At 63.2% G+C, this 19,606-nt stretch carries 15 protein-coding genes; 7 read left to right on the top strand and 8 right to left on the bottom strand.

Features of this window, described 5'->3' with window-relative positions:
- Positions 1 to 128 precede the first annotated feature (128 nt).
- Both BBTA_RS33920 and BBTA_RS33915 read right to left on the bottom strand, forming a co-directional pair.
- A complete protein-coding gene (locus BBTA_RS33920) occupies positions 129 to 2,759 on the bottom strand; it encodes an autotransporter domain-containing protein (RefSeq protein WP_148221556.1) in 2,631 nt (876 codons plus the stop codon).
- A 583-nt stretch (positions 2,760 to 3,342) separates the two neighbouring features.
- The gene (locus BBTA_RS33915; protein WP_012047039.1) at positions 3,343 to 3,840 is read right to left on the bottom strand and encodes an SH3 domain-containing protein; all 498 of its coding nucleotides are present in this window, start codon (positions 3,838 to 3,840) and stop codon (positions 3,343 to 3,345) included.
- Positions 3,841 to 4,679: 839 nt separating this feature from the next.
- Between BBTA_RS33915 and BBTA_RS33910 the strand changes: the two genes are divergently transcribed.
- From BBTA_RS33910 to BBTA_RS33895, 4 genes are all read left to right on the top strand, one after another.
- Entirely contained in the window at positions 4,680 to 5,366 is a 687-nt protein-coding gene (locus BBTA_RS33910; RefSeq protein ID WP_041751070.1) for an outer membrane beta-barrel protein, read from the top strand.
- A 142-nt stretch (positions 5,367 to 5,508) separates the two neighbouring features.
- Entirely contained in the window at positions 5,509 to 5,835 is a 327-nt protein-coding gene (locus BBTA_RS33905; RefSeq protein WP_041751069.1) for a hypothetical protein, read from the top strand.
- A gap of 431 nt (positions 5,836 to 6,266) precedes the next feature.
- Positions 6,267 to 6,815, top strand: coding sequence for a flagellar basal body L-ring protein FlgH (locus BBTA_RS33900; protein WP_041751068.1), 549 nt, complete (start codon positions 6,267 to 6,269; stop codon positions 6,813 to 6,815).
- A gap of 85 nt (positions 6,816 to 6,900) precedes the next feature.
- Positions 6,901 to 7,221 carry a helix-hairpin-helix domain-containing protein gene (locus BBTA_RS33895; protein ID WP_041751067.1) on the top strand — a complete coding sequence of 107 codons (321 nt, stop codon included), beginning with the start codon at positions 6,901 to 6,903 and terminating at the stop codon, positions 7,219 to 7,221.
- A gap of 53 nt (positions 7,222 to 7,274) precedes the next feature.
- Here the strand turns inward: BBTA_RS33895 and BBTA_RS33890 are convergent, their stop codons facing one another.
- Positions 7,275 to 9,026 (bottom strand): glycosyltransferase family 39 protein, encoded by a 1,752-nt coding sequence (locus BBTA_RS33890; protein ID WP_012047034.1) that lies wholly within the window; start codon positions 9,024 to 9,026, stop codon positions 7,275 to 7,277.
- A 442-nt stretch (positions 9,027 to 9,468) separates the two neighbouring features.
- On the opposite strand from BBTA_RS33890, the gene BBTA_RS33885 reads away from it, so the two are divergent.
- Positions 9,469 to 10,140, top strand: a complete 672-nt coding sequence (locus BBTA_RS33885) for a response regulator transcription factor (protein WP_041751742.1) — start codon at positions 9,469 to 9,471, stop codon at positions 10,138 to 10,140.
- Complete coding sequence (locus tag BBTA_RS33880) at positions 10,140 to 11,594, top strand: HAMP domain-containing sensor histidine kinase (RefSeq protein WP_012047032.1); 1,455 nt, start codon at positions 10,140 to 10,142, stop codon at positions 11,592 to 11,594. Before BBTA_RS33885 ends, BBTA_RS33880 begins: the two co-directional genes overlap by 1 nt.
- Positions 11,595 to 11,632: 38 nt before the next feature.
- Here the strand turns inward: BBTA_RS33880 and BBTA_RS33875 are convergent, their stop codons facing one another.
- Together BBTA_RS33875 and BBTA_RS33870 are read right to left on the bottom strand one after the other, a co-directional pair.
- On the bottom strand, positions 11,633 to 12,808 hold the full coding sequence (locus tag BBTA_RS33875; RefSeq protein ID WP_012047031.1) for a TAXI family TRAP transporter solute-binding subunit: 1,176 nt from the start codon (positions 12,806 to 12,808) through the stop codon (positions 11,633 to 11,635).
- A 358-nt stretch (positions 12,809 to 13,166) separates the two neighbouring features.
- Entirely contained in the window at positions 13,167 to 14,117 is a 951-nt protein-coding gene (locus BBTA_RS33870; RefSeq protein ID WP_012047030.1) for an aldo/keto reductase, read from the bottom strand.
- A 248-nt stretch (positions 14,118 to 14,365) separates the two neighbouring features.
- Between BBTA_RS33870 and BBTA_RS33865 the strand changes: the two genes are divergently transcribed.
- On the top strand, positions 14,366 to 15,595 hold the full coding sequence (locus BBTA_RS33865; RefSeq protein ID WP_012047029.1) for an NF038122 family metalloprotease: 1,230 nt from the start codon (positions 14,366 to 14,368) through the stop codon (positions 15,593 to 15,595).
- A 29-nt stretch (positions 15,596 to 15,624) separates the two neighbouring features.
- Here the strand turns inward: BBTA_RS33865 and BBTA_RS33860 are convergent, their stop codons facing one another.
- From BBTA_RS33860 to BBTA_RS33850, 3 genes are all read right to left on the bottom strand, one after another.
- Positions 15,625 to 16,449: an SDR family NAD(P)-dependent oxidoreductase gene (locus tag BBTA_RS33860; RefSeq protein ID WP_012047028.1), complete on the bottom strand. Its 825-nt coding sequence runs from the start codon at positions 16,447 to 16,449 to the stop codon at positions 15,625 to 15,627.
- A gap of 221 nt (positions 16,450 to 16,670) precedes the next feature.
- Positions 16,671 to 18,215: a C13 family peptidase gene (locus BBTA_RS38355; RefSeq protein WP_012047027.1), complete on the bottom strand. Its 1,545-nt coding sequence runs from the start codon at positions 18,213 to 18,215 to the stop codon at positions 16,671 to 16,673.
- A 157-nt stretch (positions 18,216 to 18,372) separates the two neighbouring features.
- On the bottom strand, positions 18,373 to 19,098 hold the full coding sequence (locus BBTA_RS33850) for a bifunctional 2-polyprenyl-6-hydroxyphenol methylase/3-demethylubiquinol 3-O-methyltransferase UbiG (RefSeq protein ID WP_012047026.1): 726 nt from the start codon (positions 19,096 to 19,098) through the stop codon (positions 18,373 to 18,375).
- Positions 19,099 to 19,606 lie beyond the last annotated feature (508 nt).

Here is a 19,606-nt window from a genome sequence, read left to right as displayed (position 1 = left end):
AGATGCCGTCGTCATGCGGTCGTCTCGGACAATCACGGGAATTTGCCGTCGTAGTTCGGCGAGAGTGTGGTCCATCGGCGAGAACATCCGGCGGATCTCGGTTCTCGCGCGAATTGGCAAGTCTCGGCTCACCAGGCGTAGCGGACCAGCCCCTTGCCTGCGTAGGAGCGCGTGACGTTTGAGAACTCGCCCTCGAAACTTGCGCCAGCCGACCAGCCGTTGACCCAATTCACTTCCGCCGAAGCGGTCGTCAATGCGGAATCGGCCGCTTGTGGCGCGCCGTTGACGATGAAGCTGGCCGCAGGCAACGCCTGGAAGGTTGCCGCCACCGACCGGTTCGGATTGAAATCATGCGCCCAGGCGAGGCGGCCGCGCAGAGTCAGCACGCCATTCTGCATGGCAAAGGATTTGTCGCTCCGCAGGCCGAGCTCGGTGCGGGTGTTGGTCGGCGTTCTCGCGGCATAGGCGAGCGCGAATGCGCCGCCGCCGGAGACGACGCGCTCGGCATAGGCGGGCAAATCGAAGGTTGTGACCTGGGCTGCCGCATAGGGCGTGAGGCCCATGCCGCTGATCCACGGCATGACGAAGCGTGTGCCGCCCTCGATACGGGCGGAATAGGCATTGGCGTTGAACGTTGCAGCGAGATGGTCGGAGCCTGCAATGGTGACGACGCGGTCGGTGCTCACGGCCTGCCAGCCATAGGCAAGCGCAGCCGCGACATAGCTGGGGCCCTGCACGTGACGGATGTAAGCCCCTGCCTGGAATAGGTCGGAGCGACCCCAGCCCTGGCCGGTGACATTGAAATTGGTGCCGCCCCCCGCCAACGCGAAGCCGGCGAGCGTGTTCGGCGAGAGCTGATAGTCTGCCCCCACCGCGGTGCCATATAGGCTGCTCGCGCTATTGGCCGGGCCGCCGGCGGCATTGCCATCGGTGGTCTGCGAGCCGCCAAAGCCGGCCGCCCACATGCTCCAACGCGACGCGAAGGGCGCAGCCGGCGCTTTGGTCACCATGGCAAAGGCGTCGTCGCGGCGGCGCGCGGCATAGGCGGCGCGCCCGTCCTCCTCGGCATAACCGGTCGCGGTGCTCGGGCCACCAAACGTGTTTCCGCGTTGCGTCGGATCGCTGACGAGGCCCATGAACTGGCTCATGGCGCTGAACGTCGTCTGTTGCGCCGAGCTGCCGATCTGGCCGGCAGCCTGCGCAAGGCCGGCTGGCGTCAGCGATGCATAAATCGCGGACATGCCGCCGCCGGCGTTGAAGGCGCTGGTCAAGGCGTCGCCGACGGCGCGTTGATTGCCATTCAGCCCCGGGATGCCGCTGTAGCCCAGTGCGACGGTCAGATAGACGTTGTTGGCATCATAGCTGAGCGAGCGCGTGAGCGTGGTCGAATTTGCACTGACGGTCGGCACGAACGTGCCGGAGATGCCGCCGGTCGCGCTCAGGATCGTGTAGGATTTTGCGATGTAGCTGCCGGGCGCGAATGCGACGTTCACGGTTGCCCCACCGAGCGTCGCGATGCCGCTGACATTGGTCGTGGAGGCGTTCGTCGGCGAGACCTGCACCAGGTAGATCGCCCCGGATTGGAAGGCGAGATTGCCGGAAATGGAGAGCGATGTACCAGCCGCGCCGCTGCCGGGCGCCAGAATGCCGCCGTTCGCAACACTGGTGTGGCCGAGCGTGCCGGTGCCGCTGAGCGTGCCGCCCGCGTTCACGGTCGTGCTGCCTGCGGAGGCGAGATTGCCGTCGACACGCAGCGTGCCGCCATCGACATTCACGGCGCCGGCGTATGTGGTGGTTCCGGTCAGGCTCCAGACCGAGCCGCCGACCTTATTGAAGGTGGAGAAGTCGCGATACTGCGCGGTGCTGCCGAGTTGCGAAAGGTCGAAGCTCGCGGTACCGCTGCCGCCGAGCTGCAACGCATTGTTGGTGCTTCCGCCCACCAGGCCATTGATGACGGACCCCGGTGCGAGCGTCAGGGTGTTGCCCGGTCCGAAGAAGTTGATTCCGCCATTGATCGTACCGGCATTGATGATCGAGGAGCCTGCTGCGGACATGCCATATGCGGCACCGCTGATCGTGCCATCATTGAAGATCAACGAATTAGTTCCGAGGACTACGCCGCCTCCTGAACTGCTGCTGATCGTTCCCGAATTCAGAACAGTAAGAACCCCGTTGCCGCCGCTAACTCCCGCATTTGTTCCACTGATGACGCCTCCGGCGAGGTTCACGAGGGTCCCCGAGCCGAACGGACTGATGAAGCCTGCCGAACCGGAGATGGTGCCGGAGTTGGCAATGGCGAAGGTGGAAAACGCCTCGATCCCGTTATTGGTCCCCGTGATGACTGCGCCTGCCGAATTGATAATCGCGAGAGAGGCGCCCTGCACACCCTCGAAGCCGCTGATCGATCCCGCATTCAGGACGCTACCGCCTTGAATTCTGATCCCGGCATTGGTTCCGCTCACGGTCGCTGCGGTCGCGACATTGATCGTCACGCCCGTCTCGGCGCCGGAGCCATAGCCGAAAGTGCTGCCGCTGGTTCCGGGGGCACCTGCGCCCTGATTGGTGGTCGTGCCGGCGCAGGTCGCGGTCACATTGTTGGCCGCCGCCGGCGTACAGTCGGCTTTGGCCGAGCCGGTCCCGAGTGCCAGCGCGGCAAGGCCGAGGGCCAGTGCCGAAGCGCTGGTTTGGCTGGAGAAACGACGAACCTGCCGTCGGACGGTGGTTGATTCACAAAGGCCCTGTCCGACTCGCAAGATCATTCCGCCACCCCATCGCAACTACGCACACAAACGTGAACATCGTATCATTTGAAACGTGGCGGGTGTTTGTGGAAATGATGAGTAACATCTCGACAAGTTCGAGGTGTTGCCAACTCGTCACACAGGTAGTGATCTCGCGATGTGCTCGTATTGAGGGAGGTCTGTCAGTTGCCGCTGCCTCACGGAAAGTGAACGAGCCATTCGGGATCGCTAAATGCTGGAGACGAGGAGGCAGCCATCGCCAGTTGCCGCCGTCACGCTGCGTTCAGCTCGTCGTCTCAAGTGCTGCCTGACTTCAGTGCTGCCTGACTTGCGCTCACGAGACGGACGGCTCTCGAAAGACGTGTCAGGCGGTCGTCCAGTCGAAATCAGAGATGTGGATGGGGCGTGTCCGCCCCATCCTGGCATGAACCGATCTCTGCGCGGTTTGCGGAAAACGGCGTGCCGTCTTGCATTCGCCAATCGCCGGATGGATGTCCGCGGTTGAGCCGCGGCCGGACGCGCGGCTCTCTGCCTCGGCTAAGAATGTCCCGGACTCGGCCAGTAACGATGTGCTTGGCGAACGGTGCTGGTCCGGCAGAGCTCATTCGCCACTCGGTGGCTCATATTCGTGGCCGAAGTAGTCGTCGTCCCAATTGTCTCGCCAACCAGGAGGCAGATTGTCCTCCTCCCAATGGTAGCCGACCCATTGCGGCAGGTCGACGTACAATGGCTGCTCTCGGTAGTGCTCGTGCCAATATGTCTCGATGTGGAAGGTCAGGGCTGGAATCTCGACGCGCGGCGCGTAGGCGGGAACGTAGACACGGCGTGTCTCGTAGATGAACTGAATGTGAGCACCTGAGGCCCAGCCGCGAAGGCCGGAAGCGCTGACATCGCACCATTTATAGCCGCTGAGACAACCGTGGATCGTCAGCGACGAGCCGGACCCCAGCACGCCAACAGCTGGAAACCTCACATTCGGTCCAGAGCGGATGTTCAGATTGACCCCGGCGTAACCTTCCAGTCCGGTTGCAGCAGCTTGCTCGCTTATGCCGATAAGGAGCAGCACCGCGCTGAGACGAATGACTTGCGTTTGTTTCATGCGATGACTCCTTGTACGTAATGCGCCGGTTCGCGTGAAGGACGAAGCGAGCGCGCTGTTCGCGTGCGGGGGCGCCGCCCGCTCATCCGGTGGTGACCTGATCAGGCCGAACGATCCCCCACCGGACGTCTCATCAGATGTTGCTGCTAAGACGCTGGGCCATTAGCCGCGGGATCGTTACGACAGGCTGACGCGCGGGAGATCCGCTCTCCTTGCCGGTCCACCGACGACGCGCATGGATCCGAGCATCGTAATGCTGCGGTAAGGCTCGCTCGCTAGCTTGCGCGTGTCCTTACGATCGAGACGGTATCATCTTCGCTGTCGACAGCGTAGACCGGGAACCGTGCTCACGAATCTCGATGTCGATCTCGCCCGGCCGGACACTGGAATGGCGTCGCGGAACAGAGCGTCGGGCCTCGTCGAGGCCAGCTCCGCCCCACTGCGGCACGCTCCTTCTCTACACTGGTAAGCCCGCATGGCTTCGGACGTCGTCGGACTCCAGTGAGCGGGCCGTTCGGGAGGTGTCCAGCCCCACATTCCCGAACGGCCTGCAGAGCGTTGTGGCTCTGAATTGTGAGCTGCCTCTATCGCATCGCGCTGAAGCAATCGTTTGTCTTGCTTGGACGAGCGCGTGCGGTGCCACGCCGCGCTATGTCGTCCGTCGCGAAGGCATTCACACACGTATCATTGTTCATGATCCGCCGTACGAAGAGACGAATTATGTCCGGAGCGTGGTGTCTAAGGCGGCTTGTAATGCTGTCGCAAGGCGAATGCGGCATTTCTCTGCGATGAACTGGCCGGACATCGTGAGCGGACCAGATGCAACATCGTAGGATGATATGAATAAGACTTTGCTTGTTGCTGCAGCTATTGCTCTTTTCGGCGCGGAGAGCGCAATGGCCGCAGACCTCGCGGCGAGGCCGGCCAAGACCTCCGCCGTGGTTGTGCCGCAGATCTCGCCCGTCCGCAGTTGGACCGGTCTTTATGTCGGCGGTCATCTCGGCGGAGAATTCAGCGGTGCCAGCGGAGCATTCGGCCGGGAATCGCGTTTCCTCGGCGGCCTGCAGTTTGGCGCTGACTATCAGTTTGCGCCGAACTGGGTGTTGGGTGCCGAAGGTCAATACAGCTGGCTTGCTGGAAACGGGCAGACCTCCAGCCTCGGTCGTCGCGAGCTGACCCGTGACCGTAATGGCATCGGTGGGCTGACAGGGCGTCTGGGCTACACGTGGGGAGCAGGTCTGCTTTATGTCAAAGGCGGATATGCTTATCAGGACAGGAGCTACGGCGTGAGATCGCGGGCCGGGGCGCCGGTTGCCTTTGCTGTCCGTGACAACAAGAGCGGCTACACGGTCGGGGCGGGCCTTGAATATATGTTCGCGCCGAATTGGTCGACGAAGTTGGAGTATCAGTATTACGACTTCGGCACCGCGCGCTTTGTCGCACCGTCACCCGGACGACTCGTGAGGAATGGTACGTTTGACAGCACGCTCCATACGGTGAGCGTGGGCGTCAACTATCGATTCTGACGACACCAAGCGGCGGCCTGCCGCGACATGATCGCGGCACGGCAGACCCGCTTTGTCATCGTGTGGTAAGCTGCGGGTGTGAATCTGGTCGCCTCGATTGGTCTCAGGCGCGTCGTCCCGGCGCGTCCTCATGGAGAACACAATGAAGCAGATCAGCGCATGTCTCATCGTAGCGTTGGCCGTCACCGGTGCGACGACGACCCAGGCGTCGGCCGGTGGCAATCGTGGTGCGGCCGTGGCGGCAGGGGTGGTTGGCGGCCTGGCCATCGGAGCTCTTTTGGGATCCGCGGCTACCGCTCGTTCGGCGCCGAGCTATGTCTACGTCGATGACAACTATCCGCCGCCACGAGTCGTTTATCGCCGTCACCATGTCTACGACTATGATCCGGGATATGGCGACGGCTACGCGGACGGCTATGTGTCCGGATACAAGGATGGCTACTCGGATGGAGCCTGGTCGGGCTACTGAGGCGACCGAGCGCAAACGAGACCTGCAGGCCCCGCCGAGGCGGGGCCCTTTCTCGGATGTCATGGCTCCTCTGCGCAAACAAGGCGAGCCGGGGCGGGGCCGGCTTGTGAACGGACGGCGGGCGCAGGGCCGAGGGGGCGGCGGACTACGGAGACGCAAGGGTCTCGGATGTCAGCGCCTGTGCGTCGGATCGCCTGCCCCGCAGCGATCTGATGTCCTGTTTGCTTCTGGCGTTGTTTGTCCTGGTCCGCGATGCGGCTTGGCCGCATATAAGAAGATGATGTTGTGATATTTGTTGTGTCGAAAGACTGGTCGTGACGTTCGGCAGAATCGTACGTGCACTCCTGGCCGCTAACGTTCTGGTCATTTCGTCGGGGTGCGCGCAGTTCGATGGTCCCACGTCCTCTGCAGCATTGTTGCCAGCTGAGCCTTTGACCGAGCCGGACGAAGCGCCAATTCAGCCGCTGCTGCCAGCCGCAGCCGCCCGCGTTCCGGCGCATCAGCCGAACCGCCGGTTGCGCTCTTTATCGCATGCTTGGTCCACGAAGCAGCGCGCGCCGCAGATTGGCGATATCGTCACCATGACAGTCAATATCGCGGAGAATCCGGGTGACATGTCCACGCAAGGTGGCACAAATTCCAATCGGCACGCCGATGAACTGCCTGACACCGGCGGCGCCGTGGCAGGCCGCAGGGCGGATGCTTCGTCGTCGCGCGACACTGCCGGCCGCACGACGGTCGGCCAGGCTGAGTTGAAACGGATGAGCATGGCGGCCGTGGTCACGCGCGTGAGTCCGGACGGCGGTCTCGTCGTCGAGGGGCGGCGCACGATGCAGATCGATGGCGAGATTGTCGATCTGGAGGTTTCGGGTGTCGTTCCGGCGGACAGCCTTCGCGTTGACCATTCGATCGACGCTTCGAAGATGAAGCAGATGCAGATCTCCTATCACCGGCGCCAAGCTGCCGCTCACCTGCGATAGCGCCGGGTGCAGGTCATCCTCGCGTAACCCGTCCGTCGTGCATTGCCGCATCGGGACTGTGGCTGGTTCGTGGGATACGGCTAGGATGATGACGCGACGCATCTGGCTCAGCTGCGCATTGATCGCTGCTGGTGGCACGGTGGCCGCCGTCTTGGTTGCTTCGCCAGAAGCGGATATTCAGCAAACGCCGCAGCTAGGCCGGGTCGTCCGGGAAGCCAAGAGGCTCAATCTCAATACGGCTCCCGCCGAGGAGTTACAGAAGCTGCCGCGCCTCAGCGCTGCCAGCGCCCAGGCGATCGTGGAAGCGCGAGACAAGTCGAAGTTCAAAGATTGGAACGATTTCGTGGCGCGCAGGGTGGTGCCATCGTTCGCCTACGACGAGATCCGGATTCTCGTGACGTTCTGACGAGACCCCGTATTGGGATTGTTGCAAGGCTCGCGGTCTGCGCGCCTGCCGCATTATTTGCTGCCCGGCCGGGCTGAATCATGCGGGTGTGACGACCGCAGGCCGTCGACCTTCGGCAGCACGAAAAACGCGACGGCTGCTCGCGACAGCCCGGCCAAGCCAAACAGTTGCGACTGCATTGTGAACTCGCGCCTCACATAATTCCCTGCCGCAACGGCCAGCGATGTTGCGGCCTCAATACAATCGACTTGATCAAGAAAGCAGACGGAGGCCCAGCCTTGATCCTGAGTCGCACCGGTAGGCCCGTCCGCGGCAGCCTGGGCGAGTGACGGAGACAATCCGTAAAACGGATGATCGGGACTGTAAAATGCGACTGCAAATCCGAGACTCTCGTCGCCGACGACAGATTTGAGCGGAATCCCGACCAGTTCGCGCCATTGTCGGGTGGTTTCGAACGCGACCGCGCGATAGAAACCGCGGCCCTCTTCATAGCCGAACGAATTGCGGTAGAGGGCATGGAGCGGCGCAGCGATGGTGACGGCGACGACGGCGATTGCGGCAGCCAGGACAGTCATATTGACAGTGTAGAACCGCTCGATCCCATAACTTGCGCCGCACACCACCAGCACGACAAACAAGAAAAGCCCCTGAACCGCCCAGAGCGATGGCAAATCAGTGCCCATGATCAGGGCGTTGGCGACCGGAAGGCAGATGGTTCCAATAGCAACGTAAAACAGCAGGCGCAGGCCGTCATCAAGCGCTACGAAGTCCCTCGGGAATCGCGCGATCCTGCGGCCGGCCGCCACGACCCAGGTCAAGGCGGATAGAGCCAGGGCGGCAGCAAGTCCCATCACGAATGAGAATGAATCGTGGAGCGATCTCAGCATGTCGGAATTGGCATGCGTCAGTGCGTGATGAATCGGAGCCGCGTCGCTCGCAATGAGCCAATCCAGATGCGGCCATAGCGCGGCCAGTCCGACCATGGCGGAGATCCAGGGCGAGAACGACGTGAAGTAGGCCCGGCGGAGCGGATGTAGCATTGCCGCCAGTCCGAAACTCGCGATCAGGAAGATCGAGTAGTATTTGCCGAGCATTGCGACCGCGGCGGTCAATCCCGCCATGGCGGCCCAGAGAAACGTCCGCGATTCAAACGCGCGCAGAAAGCAATAGGTTGCGAGTGGCCAAGTCGCCAGTTGCACGGAGTTCGCATTGAACCGCTGCGCGTGAAACTGGTACACCGGCGTGAGCATCAGGAGAAGCAGCACGATCACGCGCTTGTCTCCGGTCACGAAACGCCGCGAAATCTGGTCGACGAACCACAGCGCGAGCGCAGCATTGGTCATCGCCATCAGGTGAAACGACCAGTCGGTCGGCGGAAACAGGCGGCTCCAGGCGCCAGCCACCCATCCCATCAGCGGCGGATGCTTGAAGTAGCCCCAGGCGAAATGCCTTCCAAAGCTCCAGGTCTCGAGGGTGTCCGGATGCAGTCCGGCGCCGGAATAGGCGACGGTGAGATATGCCGTCCAGACCAGCGCGAAACAGGCCAGCAGCAGCGGCACGCCCCAGCCCCCCTCGACGGCGTCCAGCCACCGCAGGAAGGGACGACGCCAAGCCGCCGGACTCCGATCCGACTGTTCGGCGGCCGCCGAAAGCCAGTGATCGTATGTGCGATACAGTCCCTGGAGCAGATGTTGGCAGGAGCAGAGCGGAAGCGGGGCTGCTTCGCTCCGTCGGCAGTCCAGCGTTGATCCCGACCGAGCCGGAGCCGATGGGGGTGCGGCGACCCCCGGTGTCCGGTCGATCATGCGTCAAGCTCCGTGAACGTTTTCCAGACGGTGTCCGTGCATCCGTCTCGGCGCCCAGGATTACAATAAGCTGACATCCTGGAACGTTTGCGTTCGCGGCGATGCTGTCACAGCGATCGCATGATCCCGCGGCCAGCGGCGTCATACAACTGCAAGCATGGCGGTGAATCATTGGAGCTACAACCTCTGGTGTCGTGGCTTGGTCGCGTCAAGTCGGCGGCGCCAATGTGGTTCGATCACGCCCGCAGCGGCGAGGTTAATTCCCTGCGGTGGACCGTAGCGCAGCGGATGGACGGCAGGTTTCTGCCTAAAGGGGACGAGCAACCAGGCGGTGAGAGGAAGCGGTTCCAGAAAACGGTATCGGGTAGCTCCTGACGTAATCCTATTGTAATCCCCCTGTAATCATAGGAACAACAGCGTGCAAATGGCGCAGGAGAGTAGCGTGCGAGTGCTGGTCGTGGAAGATGACCCCCAGCTAGGTATCTGGCTGCGGGATGCACTCGCAACAGCCTTTGGCTCTTCTGATATCGTGACGACCCTTGATGAGGGGCGGGCCGCGATCGCTGTGCGCACGTTCGAGCTTGTGGTCATTGACCGGGGGCTTCCCGATGGCGACGGACTTGCGCTCCTGCCTGACCTCCGGCAACAGAAGCCCAGTCCCGCAACGGTGGTGTTGACGGCCCTGGACGACCCTGCCGACATTGCGCGGGCGCTTGATGAGGGGGCGGATGACTACGTCGCCAAGCCGTTCGAGCCGATCGAATTGGTCGCGCGGGCCAGGGCGGTGCTGCGGCGCCTGTACCTCGACAGGGGCGCCGTCGTCTCGATCGCTAATCTGAGCTACGACATCGTCAATCGCGCCGTTGGCGTCGATGGCAATCCGATCGTCGTGCCGCGGCGCGAATTGGCGATCCTGGAGGCCCTCGTGCGTCGCAGCGGGCGGGTGGTTTTGCGCGAGACGCTCGAATCGGCGGCTTACGGGTTCGAGGATGAAATTCAGTCCAACGCTATCGAGGCCCACGTCTCACGACTGCGGCGCCGCCTGCGCGAAGCCAACTGCAAGGCGACGATCAGGCCGGTGCGCGGCCTCGGCTATTTGCTGAGCGGTGAGTGATGATCGCGAGCTGGAAGAAGCTCAAAGGCATGCGCCGTTCGATTACGCTGCTGTCAGCAACGCTGATCGGAGTCGTCACGACGATCATGCTGATCTGCGCCGCCGCCCTGCTGATCAGGTTCGGTGGCGACGACGATGGCACCTGGGGCGCTGCGGATGTCGCCGATGCGTTGAAGGAGGCGGTTGCACGGGATGCGCAAGGCCAGCTTCTGGTCAAACAGACTCCGCGTCTCGACAAGATCATCCAGGATTTTCCGACATTCTGGTACGTCGTCTCCGACAAGAGCGGCGAGGTCAGCCACGGTCAGCTGCCGAAATGGCGTCCCCATAAGCCGATCACGGTTCAGGATGGGACCAGCTTTCTTGCCTACGCCATCGATGGTGAGACCCGAAACTTCAAGCGGATGACGGCCGTGCGCAATACGCCGGTCGGCGAGGTCCTCATCGAGACTGGCGGCGTGGCCTATACGTCGACACAGCTGATGCTCGGGACCCTGACGGATGCAACGATCGTCGCGCTGCCGATTATCCTGGTGCTGCTGGCGACCGGCTTCGCCGCACTGGTGTTCGTGCCGGCAGCAATCGCGCGTCCGGTGCGCGCTGTTGCCACCGCCGCCGAGATGATCGACGGCGTGCCGGACGGCCGCCGGCTGCCTGAAGCCAGTGCGCCCGCTGAATTGCTGCCCTTGGTCGCCGCGTTCAATCGGGCGTTGTCCCGGATCGACCGGGCGGCCGAGGCGCAGCGTCATTTCCTGTCCAATGCTGCGCACGAATTGAGGACGCCGCTGACCAATGCGCGGACGATGCTCGAGGTGATCCCGGATGGCGCGCTGCGTGCCAGGCTCATTGCAGAGAACCAGAAATTATCGACAATCGTCACCATGCTCCTGCAACTGGCGCGGATTTCGATGGAGCCGGTCGAACTCACCGATATCGATCTGGTGGCGCTGGCACGACGGGTGACGGCCGAGCATCTGCCGATGGCGCTGAAGGCCGGAGGTGAGATCGGATTTACCGGTCCTGACGCTCCGGTGTGGATCCGCGGCTCGGAGCCGGCGATCGCGGTGGCGCTGTCGAATCTGATCAGGAATGCCGTCATTCATGCCGGGGCAGGCGGTCCCATTCTCGTTGCAGTGGACACCGCCGCGAGTCTCAGCGTGATCGATTCCGGCCCCGGTCTGCAGGCGGATGAACCTGAACGGCTGCTTGAGCCGTTCGAGCGCGGTCATGCCCGCGGCGAAGGAATGGGACTCGGGCTTTCGATCGTGTCTCAGGTCATGGCCGCCCATCATGGCCGCGTCGGACTGCGCGCCACGCCGGGCGGAGGCACCACGGTTGAGCTTAGCTTCGCGCGCGCGGACGTTCGGGACGCGCCGTCGCTGGCGATCAACGGTTCGGAGTCAACAGCCGGACGCACAACGGAAAAGGCCGGTCTGCTGCAGCGCTGGTGTTGAGGATCTTCGCGGGGCCGCTTGAATGCTGACGCGCGGCCTCAGCGCGTCTCCTTGCTCCGCTGCCATTTCAGAAAGTCGCTATAGAGCCGCGCCGCCTCGTCCGTCGACATGCGCGCCTGTGTCTTGCGCTCGTCGAGAAATTTGCGGAATTCCGCTGGCGTGCGCTGGTCCTCCGCCGGCGACTGCATCCGGCCTACGCCGTCGAGCCAGTCCTGCGCAGCCTTGAAGCGGATCAGCCCCGACACCGGCGCGGATAGGACGGTGTCGCGCCATTTCGGATGCCGCGGTGGCGACTGCAACACCTGGATCTTGCCGAACAGCGCATCGACAAACCTCGCCGTGCGGCGGTAGCGCTCGCTTCCTTCGGGCCAGTTGTAGACCATCAGCACGGTCGAGGCTGCGACCGCGTCGACCTTGGTCCCGGCCGGCACCAGATTCGGATATTCCTCGGACGAGAATGTCGTCGGCAGGTAAATGTCCTGCAATGCGCGGTCGTAGGGCACGGGCAGCAAATGCAGCCGTCCCCCCTCATTCTTGATGCCCTTGATGACGGGGGCGTCCTTCGACACCGAGGCGATCCAGGCGTCGCCCTGGCCGTCGATCAGCTTCTGCAGACCCCCGGTCGGATCGGTCTGCGAATCGATCTCGGCCTGGATGCCGAGCCGGCGGAAGATCGTCCGCGCCGCTGGCAGGCCGATCGAGCGCTCGGCGAACACGCGCCTTCCGTTGAGGTCCTGCAGGCTGCGGATCTCGCGCCGCGCGACAATGTGGACGTCGTTATGGAAGAGCTGCGCGATGTAGCGCACGCGCTGGGCAATGTCCGGGATGTTATATTCCGTCTTGACGAATTCCAGCGCGTCGGTGGCGACGAAGCCCATGTCGATGTTCTTCAACATGATGATGTCGACGAGGTTCTGCGCCGATCCCTTGCCGAGGATCGGCAGGACGCGCAGGTTCTCGCCTTCGTCGAGCACCGCCGCCATGTCGGAGCCCATCACCGACATCGGACCGCCGATCGGCGCGGTGATGACGGTCACGGTGCCGGAGTTCAGCGCCTCGCGGTCCGGGAGATTGCCGACCACGGCCGCATTGGCCGGCGGCGGCCGGTGCTGTTGCGCTTGCTGTGCTGCGGCGTTGCCGGAAAACGTCACGAAGGATAGGAGGCCGAATGTAGAGACGAAGACGCCAACAACGGCACGCGCGACACGATTCACCGAACGCTTCCCCGGATTTAGTCTACTTTGGTCGGGTAACTAGCAGTTCGATCCCGGCCGAAATTTGGCAGCAGCGCGGCGATGCGCAAGATGCTCCAAATTTGCCTAATCAGCTCCATGCCGGCGCTGGAATTGCGGTACCGGCGTGTAGCATGCGCTGCATGAGTTCGTGTCGTATCCGAAGCAGGGCGCGCGGTATGATGACTACAAATCGTGTTTGTCTGAATGCATCCGCTTTGCGTGCGTTTGGCCCGCATCGATGTCGTGAATTCGCGACCCGTGCCGGGGCGCGCACGGTCGACGAGCTTCGGCCCCGTCGCGATGCGCGCCTCGCAATGATCGAGGCGTCCTTACCGCCTCACGTGCTTGCGGCATCGAGCCGCGCGACCTGATCGGGTGTCAGTGTGAGCCGGGTCGCGGCGACCAGCGTGTCGACATGCTCCGGCTTGGTGGCGCTCGCGATCGGTGCGGTCACGGACGGTTTGGCCAAGAGCCAGGCCAGCGCGATCGATGCCGGCTCGGCGCCGGTCTCCTTGGCCACGGCATCAAGGCCGGCGAGGATGCGCAATCCCCGCTCGTTCATGTATTTCGGAATGCCGCGCTGTCCTCGCGGGCTTTTGCCGAAATCGGCCTCCGAGCGGTACTTGCCGGTCAGGAAGCCGGCCGCGAGCGAGAAGAAGGTGATGACGCCGACGTCGTTGCTTTCGCACACGCGCTGCAGCGCTCCCTCGTAGGAATTGCGCTCGGCGAGGCTATATTCAGGCTGCAGGCTCTCATAGCGCGGCAGATTGTGCGCCTTGGCGATGTCGAGCGCAGCCTGCAGCCGCTCGGCCGAGAAGTTCGAAGCGCCGATGACGCGCACCTTGCCGGCCTTGATGAGCTTGTCATAGGCCGCCAGCGTCTCTTCCTGCGGCGTCGTCTCGTCGTCCTTGTGCGACTGATAGAGATCGATCACCTCGGTCTGCAGCCGGCGCAGCGAATCTTCGACCGCACGCGCAATGTAGTCGGGCTTCAGCCCGACCTTGCCGTCGCCCATGTCCATGCCGACCTTGGTGGCGAGGATGATCTTGTCCCGGTTGCCGCGCAGTTTCATCCATTTGCCGATGATGGTCTCGGACTCACCGCCGGTGTGGCCCGGTACCCAGCGCGAATAGACGTCGGCAGTGTCGAGAAAGTTGATCCCGGCCTCCAGCACCTTGTCGAGCAGGCGGAACGAGGCCGCCTCGTCGACAGTCCAGCCGAACACGTTGCAGCCGAAGCAGAGGGGTGGAACGAGGAGGCCGGAACGGCCGAGCGGACGCATCTTCATGACGATCTCTCGATTGAGCGGAGCTTGAAGGGAGCTGGGGCTGGAGCTGCAGATTGCCTGTGTTCGCTGAGCGTGACCAGAGCGGCAGCAGCATGGCGGGGCCGCCCCTGGCGGACCCAACCGTGACGCAGTCTGCCCCGAAGACGGTCCGGCTGCGTCAGACTTTTCACTCAGTCACCGACCACGGTCTGCCTATTGCGAATGCCTCGCAGCTGCGAATCCGAGGCGAAGCTTGGGGAGTCCGTTGAATGAACATGCTGACCTATGACCAGCTCGGACTGAGCTCCGATGCGATCAACGGCCTCGAGCCGACCGCGGCCGCCGCGAGCGCCGGCGCTGTGGCATCAGCCGCCGCCGCGCTGCCGGCCGGAGCGGTGTCCAAGCCCGTGTTTCACGCCGACGGCTCGGAGACGGTGTCGGTGCATACTGGCGGCCTCACCTTCAATCTCACCTTCGATGCTGCCGCGGCCGCAGCGCCCGAGAGCTTCCGCGCTGGCGTCGAGCAGGCGGCGGCTATCCTGTCGTCGGCGATCACCGACAAGGCCACGGTCAATCTCGCGATCGACTATGCGGGCACCGGCGGCGGCGCCGGCGCCAATATCAGCAATGGCCTGCTGGTCAACTATACGCAGCTCAAGGCCGACCTCGTCGATCATGCGGCGGCTGGCGACACAGTGTTCGATCATCTGAAGGCCGGGGCGACGATCCAGGGCCATGCGATGGTCGCTGTCTCCAACGCCGAGGCGAAGGTGCTCGGCCTGATCGCGCCGAACGACACAACCACGCAGGACGGCTTCGCGACCTTCAACACCGATATTCCGACGCAGTCGCTGGTCGGCGTCGCGCTGCATGAGCTGTCGCATGCGCTGGGGCGCGTGCCCACGCCGGGCCAGGCGGATGTGTTCGATCTGTTCGACTTCACCCGGCCCGGCCACAATCTGATCAACAACAGCCTGAGTTCGGCGCCGCCAGCCTATTTCTCGATCGACGGCGGCGTCACCAAGATTGCGGATTTCGGCCAGACCTCCGATCCGGCCGATTTCCTCAACACCGGCATTCAGGGCGCCAACGATCCGCTCAATGAGTTCTACAACCCCACGACGTCGCAATTCCTGTCGCCGATCGACCTCGTGGTGCTGGAGGCACTCGGCTTCAATATCTCGACCCCGAACACGCAGGCGCTGCTCGCTCAGCTGCCGCAAGCCACCGGCGCCGCAGCCCCGGTGCAGACCGCGCAGCAGGCCGCGACCATCGCCTCGGCCGTGGCCGCCGAGACGGCGGCGAGCCTGACCAAGCTTGGAGATCCCACCGGTGCGGCGCAGGTGCTTGCGAATGCGCGGGCCGATGCGGTCGCGGCCAATGCGGCCGATGCCAGCTCGTCGCATGACCACACGGCATCCTACGCCTCACATTCCGCCGCGCTGCATCATGATGGCATGACGCTCGCCATGCATCTGCATGCCATCAGCGCGACCTGAGGGCGCGGAGCGGTCGAGGACGGCGGCGCTCATCCGAGCCAGGGCTTGACGAACGTTTCGCTGTGTTCCCACAACCGGCGTGCGGCCGTGCCGTCATCCTTGAAGGCGACCGGCATCGGCTTGCGGCCGGAATAGCATTCGCCAAGCTGCCAATCCGTTCCAGGCGCGCTCTCGGCCAGCCACGTGAGCCGCTGCGCGCTGCGCTCTGGGCTGATCGTGATCAGATATTTCAGCGGCGAGTGATAGAACAGCCTCATCAAATGCGTCGTATCATTGGCGAAGTTGGAGCGTACGATGCCGGGATGGAATGAGACTGCTGCGATCCCGTCGGCGCGATGACGGCGATCGAGCTCGCGGGTGAACAGGATGTTCTCAAGCTTGCCGTAGCCATAGGCGCCCTGTGGCGTGTAGCCGCGCTCATTATTGAGATCGTCGACATCGAAGTTGCGGCCGAAAATATTGGCCGCGGCGCTTGCCGTCTGGATGACCTTGGCCCGGCTGGCGATCAGCCGCTCCAGCAGCAACCGGGTCAGCAAAAACGGCGCGAGGTGGTTGACCTGGAATGTCATCTCGAAGCCGTCGGAGGTGAGTGCGCGCTGGCCCATGATGCCGCCGGCATTGTTGGCGAGCACGTCGATGCGGCCGTGATCGAGCAACTCACCGGCGAGCCGCTGGACATCGGCGAGCTGCGTATAGTCGGCGAGGTGAAAGGGCGCATTCAGCTCGCGCGCCAGCGCCTCGGTCTTGGCCTTGCTGCGCCCGACCAGCACGACATTGTGACCGTTCGCCTTCAACTGCCGCGCAGCGGCGGCTCCGATACCGTCGCTGGCTCCGGTGATGATGATGGTCGGCATGACGGCTCCCTTGCTCGTGGAGGCAACGATCGCCGTCGCTACCGGCACTTCTGAAAGAATGGACATATCGACGATATCTGTCGACCCGATAATTGCATCGACCGTTGCTTCGTCTCGAACAAGCGCCCGCGATGCAGCGGTGACCGGTGCTCGCCTGTATTCGCGGCCGATGCGTCGCAAGCTTCGCCACGGCCGTTCAGCGGGGCGTCGATCACAGCCGTTCAGGGCTCGACCGCGAGCGCATGCCGTGCGCTGTCCGGCTTCAGCCGCGCACGGAGCTTCGCCGCCAGCTCAGCGCCGAAGAAGCCTTGGGGATTCGATGGCGACAAGGCGTCGCGCTTTTCCCACTCCGTGATTCGGTCCCTGGCCTTGTCGAACGCGTCTTCGAGCGACACGCCGGCGCCGAGATTCTGGTTGAACAGGGCGTCGCCGAAATACGTCCAGTCACGCTCATTCGAGCAGCCGAAGGAGGGATTGTTTTCGTCGGCGGCGGTCAGCACCACGCTGTCGGGTGAAGCGAGGCGCTTCACGAACACGCCGGAATAGCAGGCCGAGATGATGATCAGCCGGTTCTTGATGCCTTCGCGATCGAGAACAGTGGCGATGTGATCGGGCGAAAGCTGACCGTGGAACGCGCCGGACAGCCGCAGTCCGACGCCCGTCGGCCCGCCATGCGAGGTGATGAAGAGCAGCAGAATATCCTCGTCCTTGTCCATCACCTTGGCGACCGCATGGACGGCTGACGCAAAATTCGTCCGGTTCGCGATCGGTTGGGCGTCGACCGTATCGGGGTGGTTGACGAGCCGGATCGTGCCACGGTCGAGCCCGATCGCTTTGTCCAGCGCCGCAAGGCCGCCGTCGAGCTCCTTGATGAAGACATCCTGGTCGGACCAGCCGGCCATCCCGATGGCATAGATGCCGGGCTTGCCCTTGCGCTCGGGCAGCAGCTTTGCGGTGGCGGCCTCCAGCAGCGGCCCTTGCGCGAGCTCGACCGTATCGGCGTCGACCAGACGGGCCGTGTTGTTGTTGAGCCCGACGAGTTTGGCGAAGGTCCATTCGTAAAGATTGTAGGAGCTGCGTGACGTATCGAGACCGATGAAGGTCGGATAGGCAGGCAAAACGGCCAGCGCGGTCGACACCAGGGCCGTCAGGCCCAAGGCACGCCAGACAGGTCGGCGGTAGGCGGGGTCGCTACGCAGCGCTGCGGCGATCGCGCCGGTCCACCAGATCAGCAGGACGAGCACGAGCGTAGCTGTGGCCGCCGTGCTGATCCAACCATCGAATCTCATATCGAAGCGCTCGGCCATCGGCAGGCGATCGATGGCGAGCGCGGCGAGCTGCACGAGGCCGATCAGCGCAAACAGCTTCCAGAACAGCGCTGTGCGGCTGCGCGAGACATAGGCGATGCCGGCCACGCTCAGAGCGGCGGCCGCAGCCAGCACCGGCTGACTGCTGATCAGCATCACCGCGCATTCCGCGAGGACGACAAGCGCGAACAATTGCGCGACGCCCGTGGTCCGATCGGCCGAGAACACCAGCAATCCCGCGGCCACCAGAATGGCGGCCTGGGCGATCACCGTATTGACGCCATACAGCGTAAAACTGGCCGCGCCATCGGCTGCAACATATTGCCGAGCCGCCTCCGCAGCCATCGCGACGAAGATCCAGATGATGGCAGTGCGGATCCTGACAGCGCCCGGCGTCGCCGCACGCCGCCAAGTGGCGGCGCCCAGCGCCGTCTTGAGGATCGACCAGAGCCCGTTCATGTTCTTTTCACCATCCCCGACCAGACGCCTGGTGCGATGGTAATCACGATCTCCGAACGATTGATTGCGCCGGTCGCGTGAATCCTCCGCATTTGTCGCTCCGCCGCGATTGTGGACCGGTTGCCGCCGCGGTGCTGGTCGGCGGGGGGGCGCGCTGTCACCGCGCTGTCCGCACGGTGGCGAGCGACATGATGGTCCAGCCGAGCCACATCCGTTCTTGAGTATGACGAATAGAACGATGCAGCCAACCTAATCCGAGCGCTTCGGCCAATCGTCGGACGCGCGGCGCGTTGACGTAGCGCAGCAGTCCGCGATTGAAGTGCGGCGTGATCGAGAACATCTCGCTGACGTCGAAGCGGTTGCCGAGCAATTGCGCCAGCTCATGTCTGTCGGTCCAGCGTCGAAGCTGTCCCTGCGCCGGTGGCGGAATGTCGTTCATCCGCAAAGCCGGCGCATTTTGGGTGCCGAGCATCAGACGACCTCCCGGCTTCAGCAGATCGGCGATCTTGGCCAGAAAGGCCTGCTGGTCAGCAACATGCGCGAGCACCTCAAGGCTGATCGCGACATCGTAGTCGCCGCCGACATCGAGTGTCATGAAGTCCCCTGGGATGAAGCGAACCTCAAGGAGCCGCTTGGCGGTCCGGGCGATGACCTCGTGAGAAAGGTCGGTGGCTGTCACCTGACCAAACCGGGTCAGGTGCTCGCACAACCATCCGGCGCCACATCCAACCTCGATGATTTTGAGGTCGGTCCGTCCCAGGCCTTCCAGCCATGATATGATGACGTCGCGTTGATCGATCGAGACCTCTCCGACGTCCTTCTCCCGGGTCGACGCATTCCAACTATTCCAGAAGGTCTGTTGAATATCGATCGTATCGTTCATGAATTGGCCCCGTTTGGATCGACGCGCGCATTAATGACCGGATCGTAAATCGTCATTTGATAGAAATCGCGGGGAGTATAGGGCTATGGTCCGAAGCGTGCAATCACGGGGGGCGACAGGGGAGGGCGGTTCAGCGGCTGCTGCGCTTTGTCTGAGAGAGGCCCGAGGCGGAGGACACGCCTGGCGCACGCGACGCGAATGCGGCGGTCGCTGAGCTGGGGCGCGCTAGGTCCTTTCTCTGTATCGTCCAGCCTCGTGTCTCTGGGCGAGACGACGCGGGACGACATCTTTCGTCGCTATGAGAAAGTAGTTCTGATGACCGGTGCCAGGTCAACGAACGCTGTAGATGTGGGCTTAGAACCCCGAGAAGACCCGCACATTTTCTTTGCCAGAATCAGAGAAATCGTCGCCTGCCAGAACAGGCACGCCCCACGAAGCGCATGGCTATCTTCGCTTGCCTAAATTGTTCGCGATAGCGGACAGCAAGGCGGGCGCGTGTCCATATGAT

The sequence above is a fragment of the Bradyrhizobium sp. BTAi1 genome (assembly GCF_000015165.1).
Lineage (GTDB): Bacteria > Pseudomonadota > Alphaproteobacteria > Rhizobiales > Xanthobacteraceae > Bradyrhizobium > Bradyrhizobium denitrificans.
This window is presented reverse-complemented; position numbering and strand designations above follow the sequence as displayed.

Excerpts from the sequence above, each read along its gene's own strand:
- BBTA_RS33905 (WP_041751069.1), top strand. The coding sequence starts at position 5,509 with ATGAAGCAGATCAGCGCATGTCTCATCGTAGCGTTGGCCGTCACCGGT.
- BBTA_RS33890 (WP_012047034.1), bottom strand. The coding sequence starts at position 9,026 with ATGATCGACCGGACACCGGGGGTCGCCGCACCCCCATCGGCTCCGGCT.
- BBTA_RS33860 (WP_012047028.1), bottom strand. The coding sequence starts at position 16,449 with ATGCCGACCATCATCATCACCGGAGCCAGCGACGGTATCGGAGCCGCC.
- BBTA_RS33915 (WP_012047039.1), bottom strand. The coding sequence starts at position 3,840 with ATGAAACAAACGCAAGTCATTCGTCTCAGCGCGGTGCTGCTCCTTATC.
- BBTA_RS33850 (WP_012047026.1), bottom strand. The coding sequence starts at position 19,098 with ATGAACGATACGATCGATATTCAACAGACCTTCTGGAATAGTTGGAAT.
- BBTA_RS33920 (WP_148221556.1), bottom strand. The coding sequence starts at position 2,759 with ATGATCTTGCGAGTCGGACAGGGCCTTTGTGAATCAACCACCGTCCGA.
- BBTA_RS33870 (WP_012047030.1), bottom strand. The coding sequence starts at position 14,117 with ATGAAGATGCGTCCGCTCGGCCGTTCCGGCCTCCTCGTTCCACCCCTC.
- BBTA_RS38355 (WP_012047027.1), bottom strand. The coding sequence starts at position 18,215 with ATGAACGGGCTCTGGTCGATCCTCAAGACGGCGCTGGGCGCCGCCACT.
- BBTA_RS33895 (WP_041751067.1), top strand. The coding sequence starts at position 6,901 with ATGATGACGCGACGCATCTGGCTCAGCTGCGCATTGATCGCTGCTGGT.
- BBTA_RS33865 (WP_012047029.1), top strand. The coding sequence starts at position 14,366 with ATGAACATGCTGACCTATGACCAGCTCGGACTGAGCTCCGATGCGATC.
- BBTA_RS33910 (WP_041751070.1), top strand. The coding sequence starts at position 4,680 with ATGAATAAGACTTTGCTTGTTGCTGCAGCTATTGCTCTTTTCGGCGCG.
- BBTA_RS33880 (WP_012047032.1), top strand. The coding sequence starts at position 10,140 with ATGATCGCGAGCTGGAAGAAGCTCAAAGGCATGCGCCGTTCGATTACG.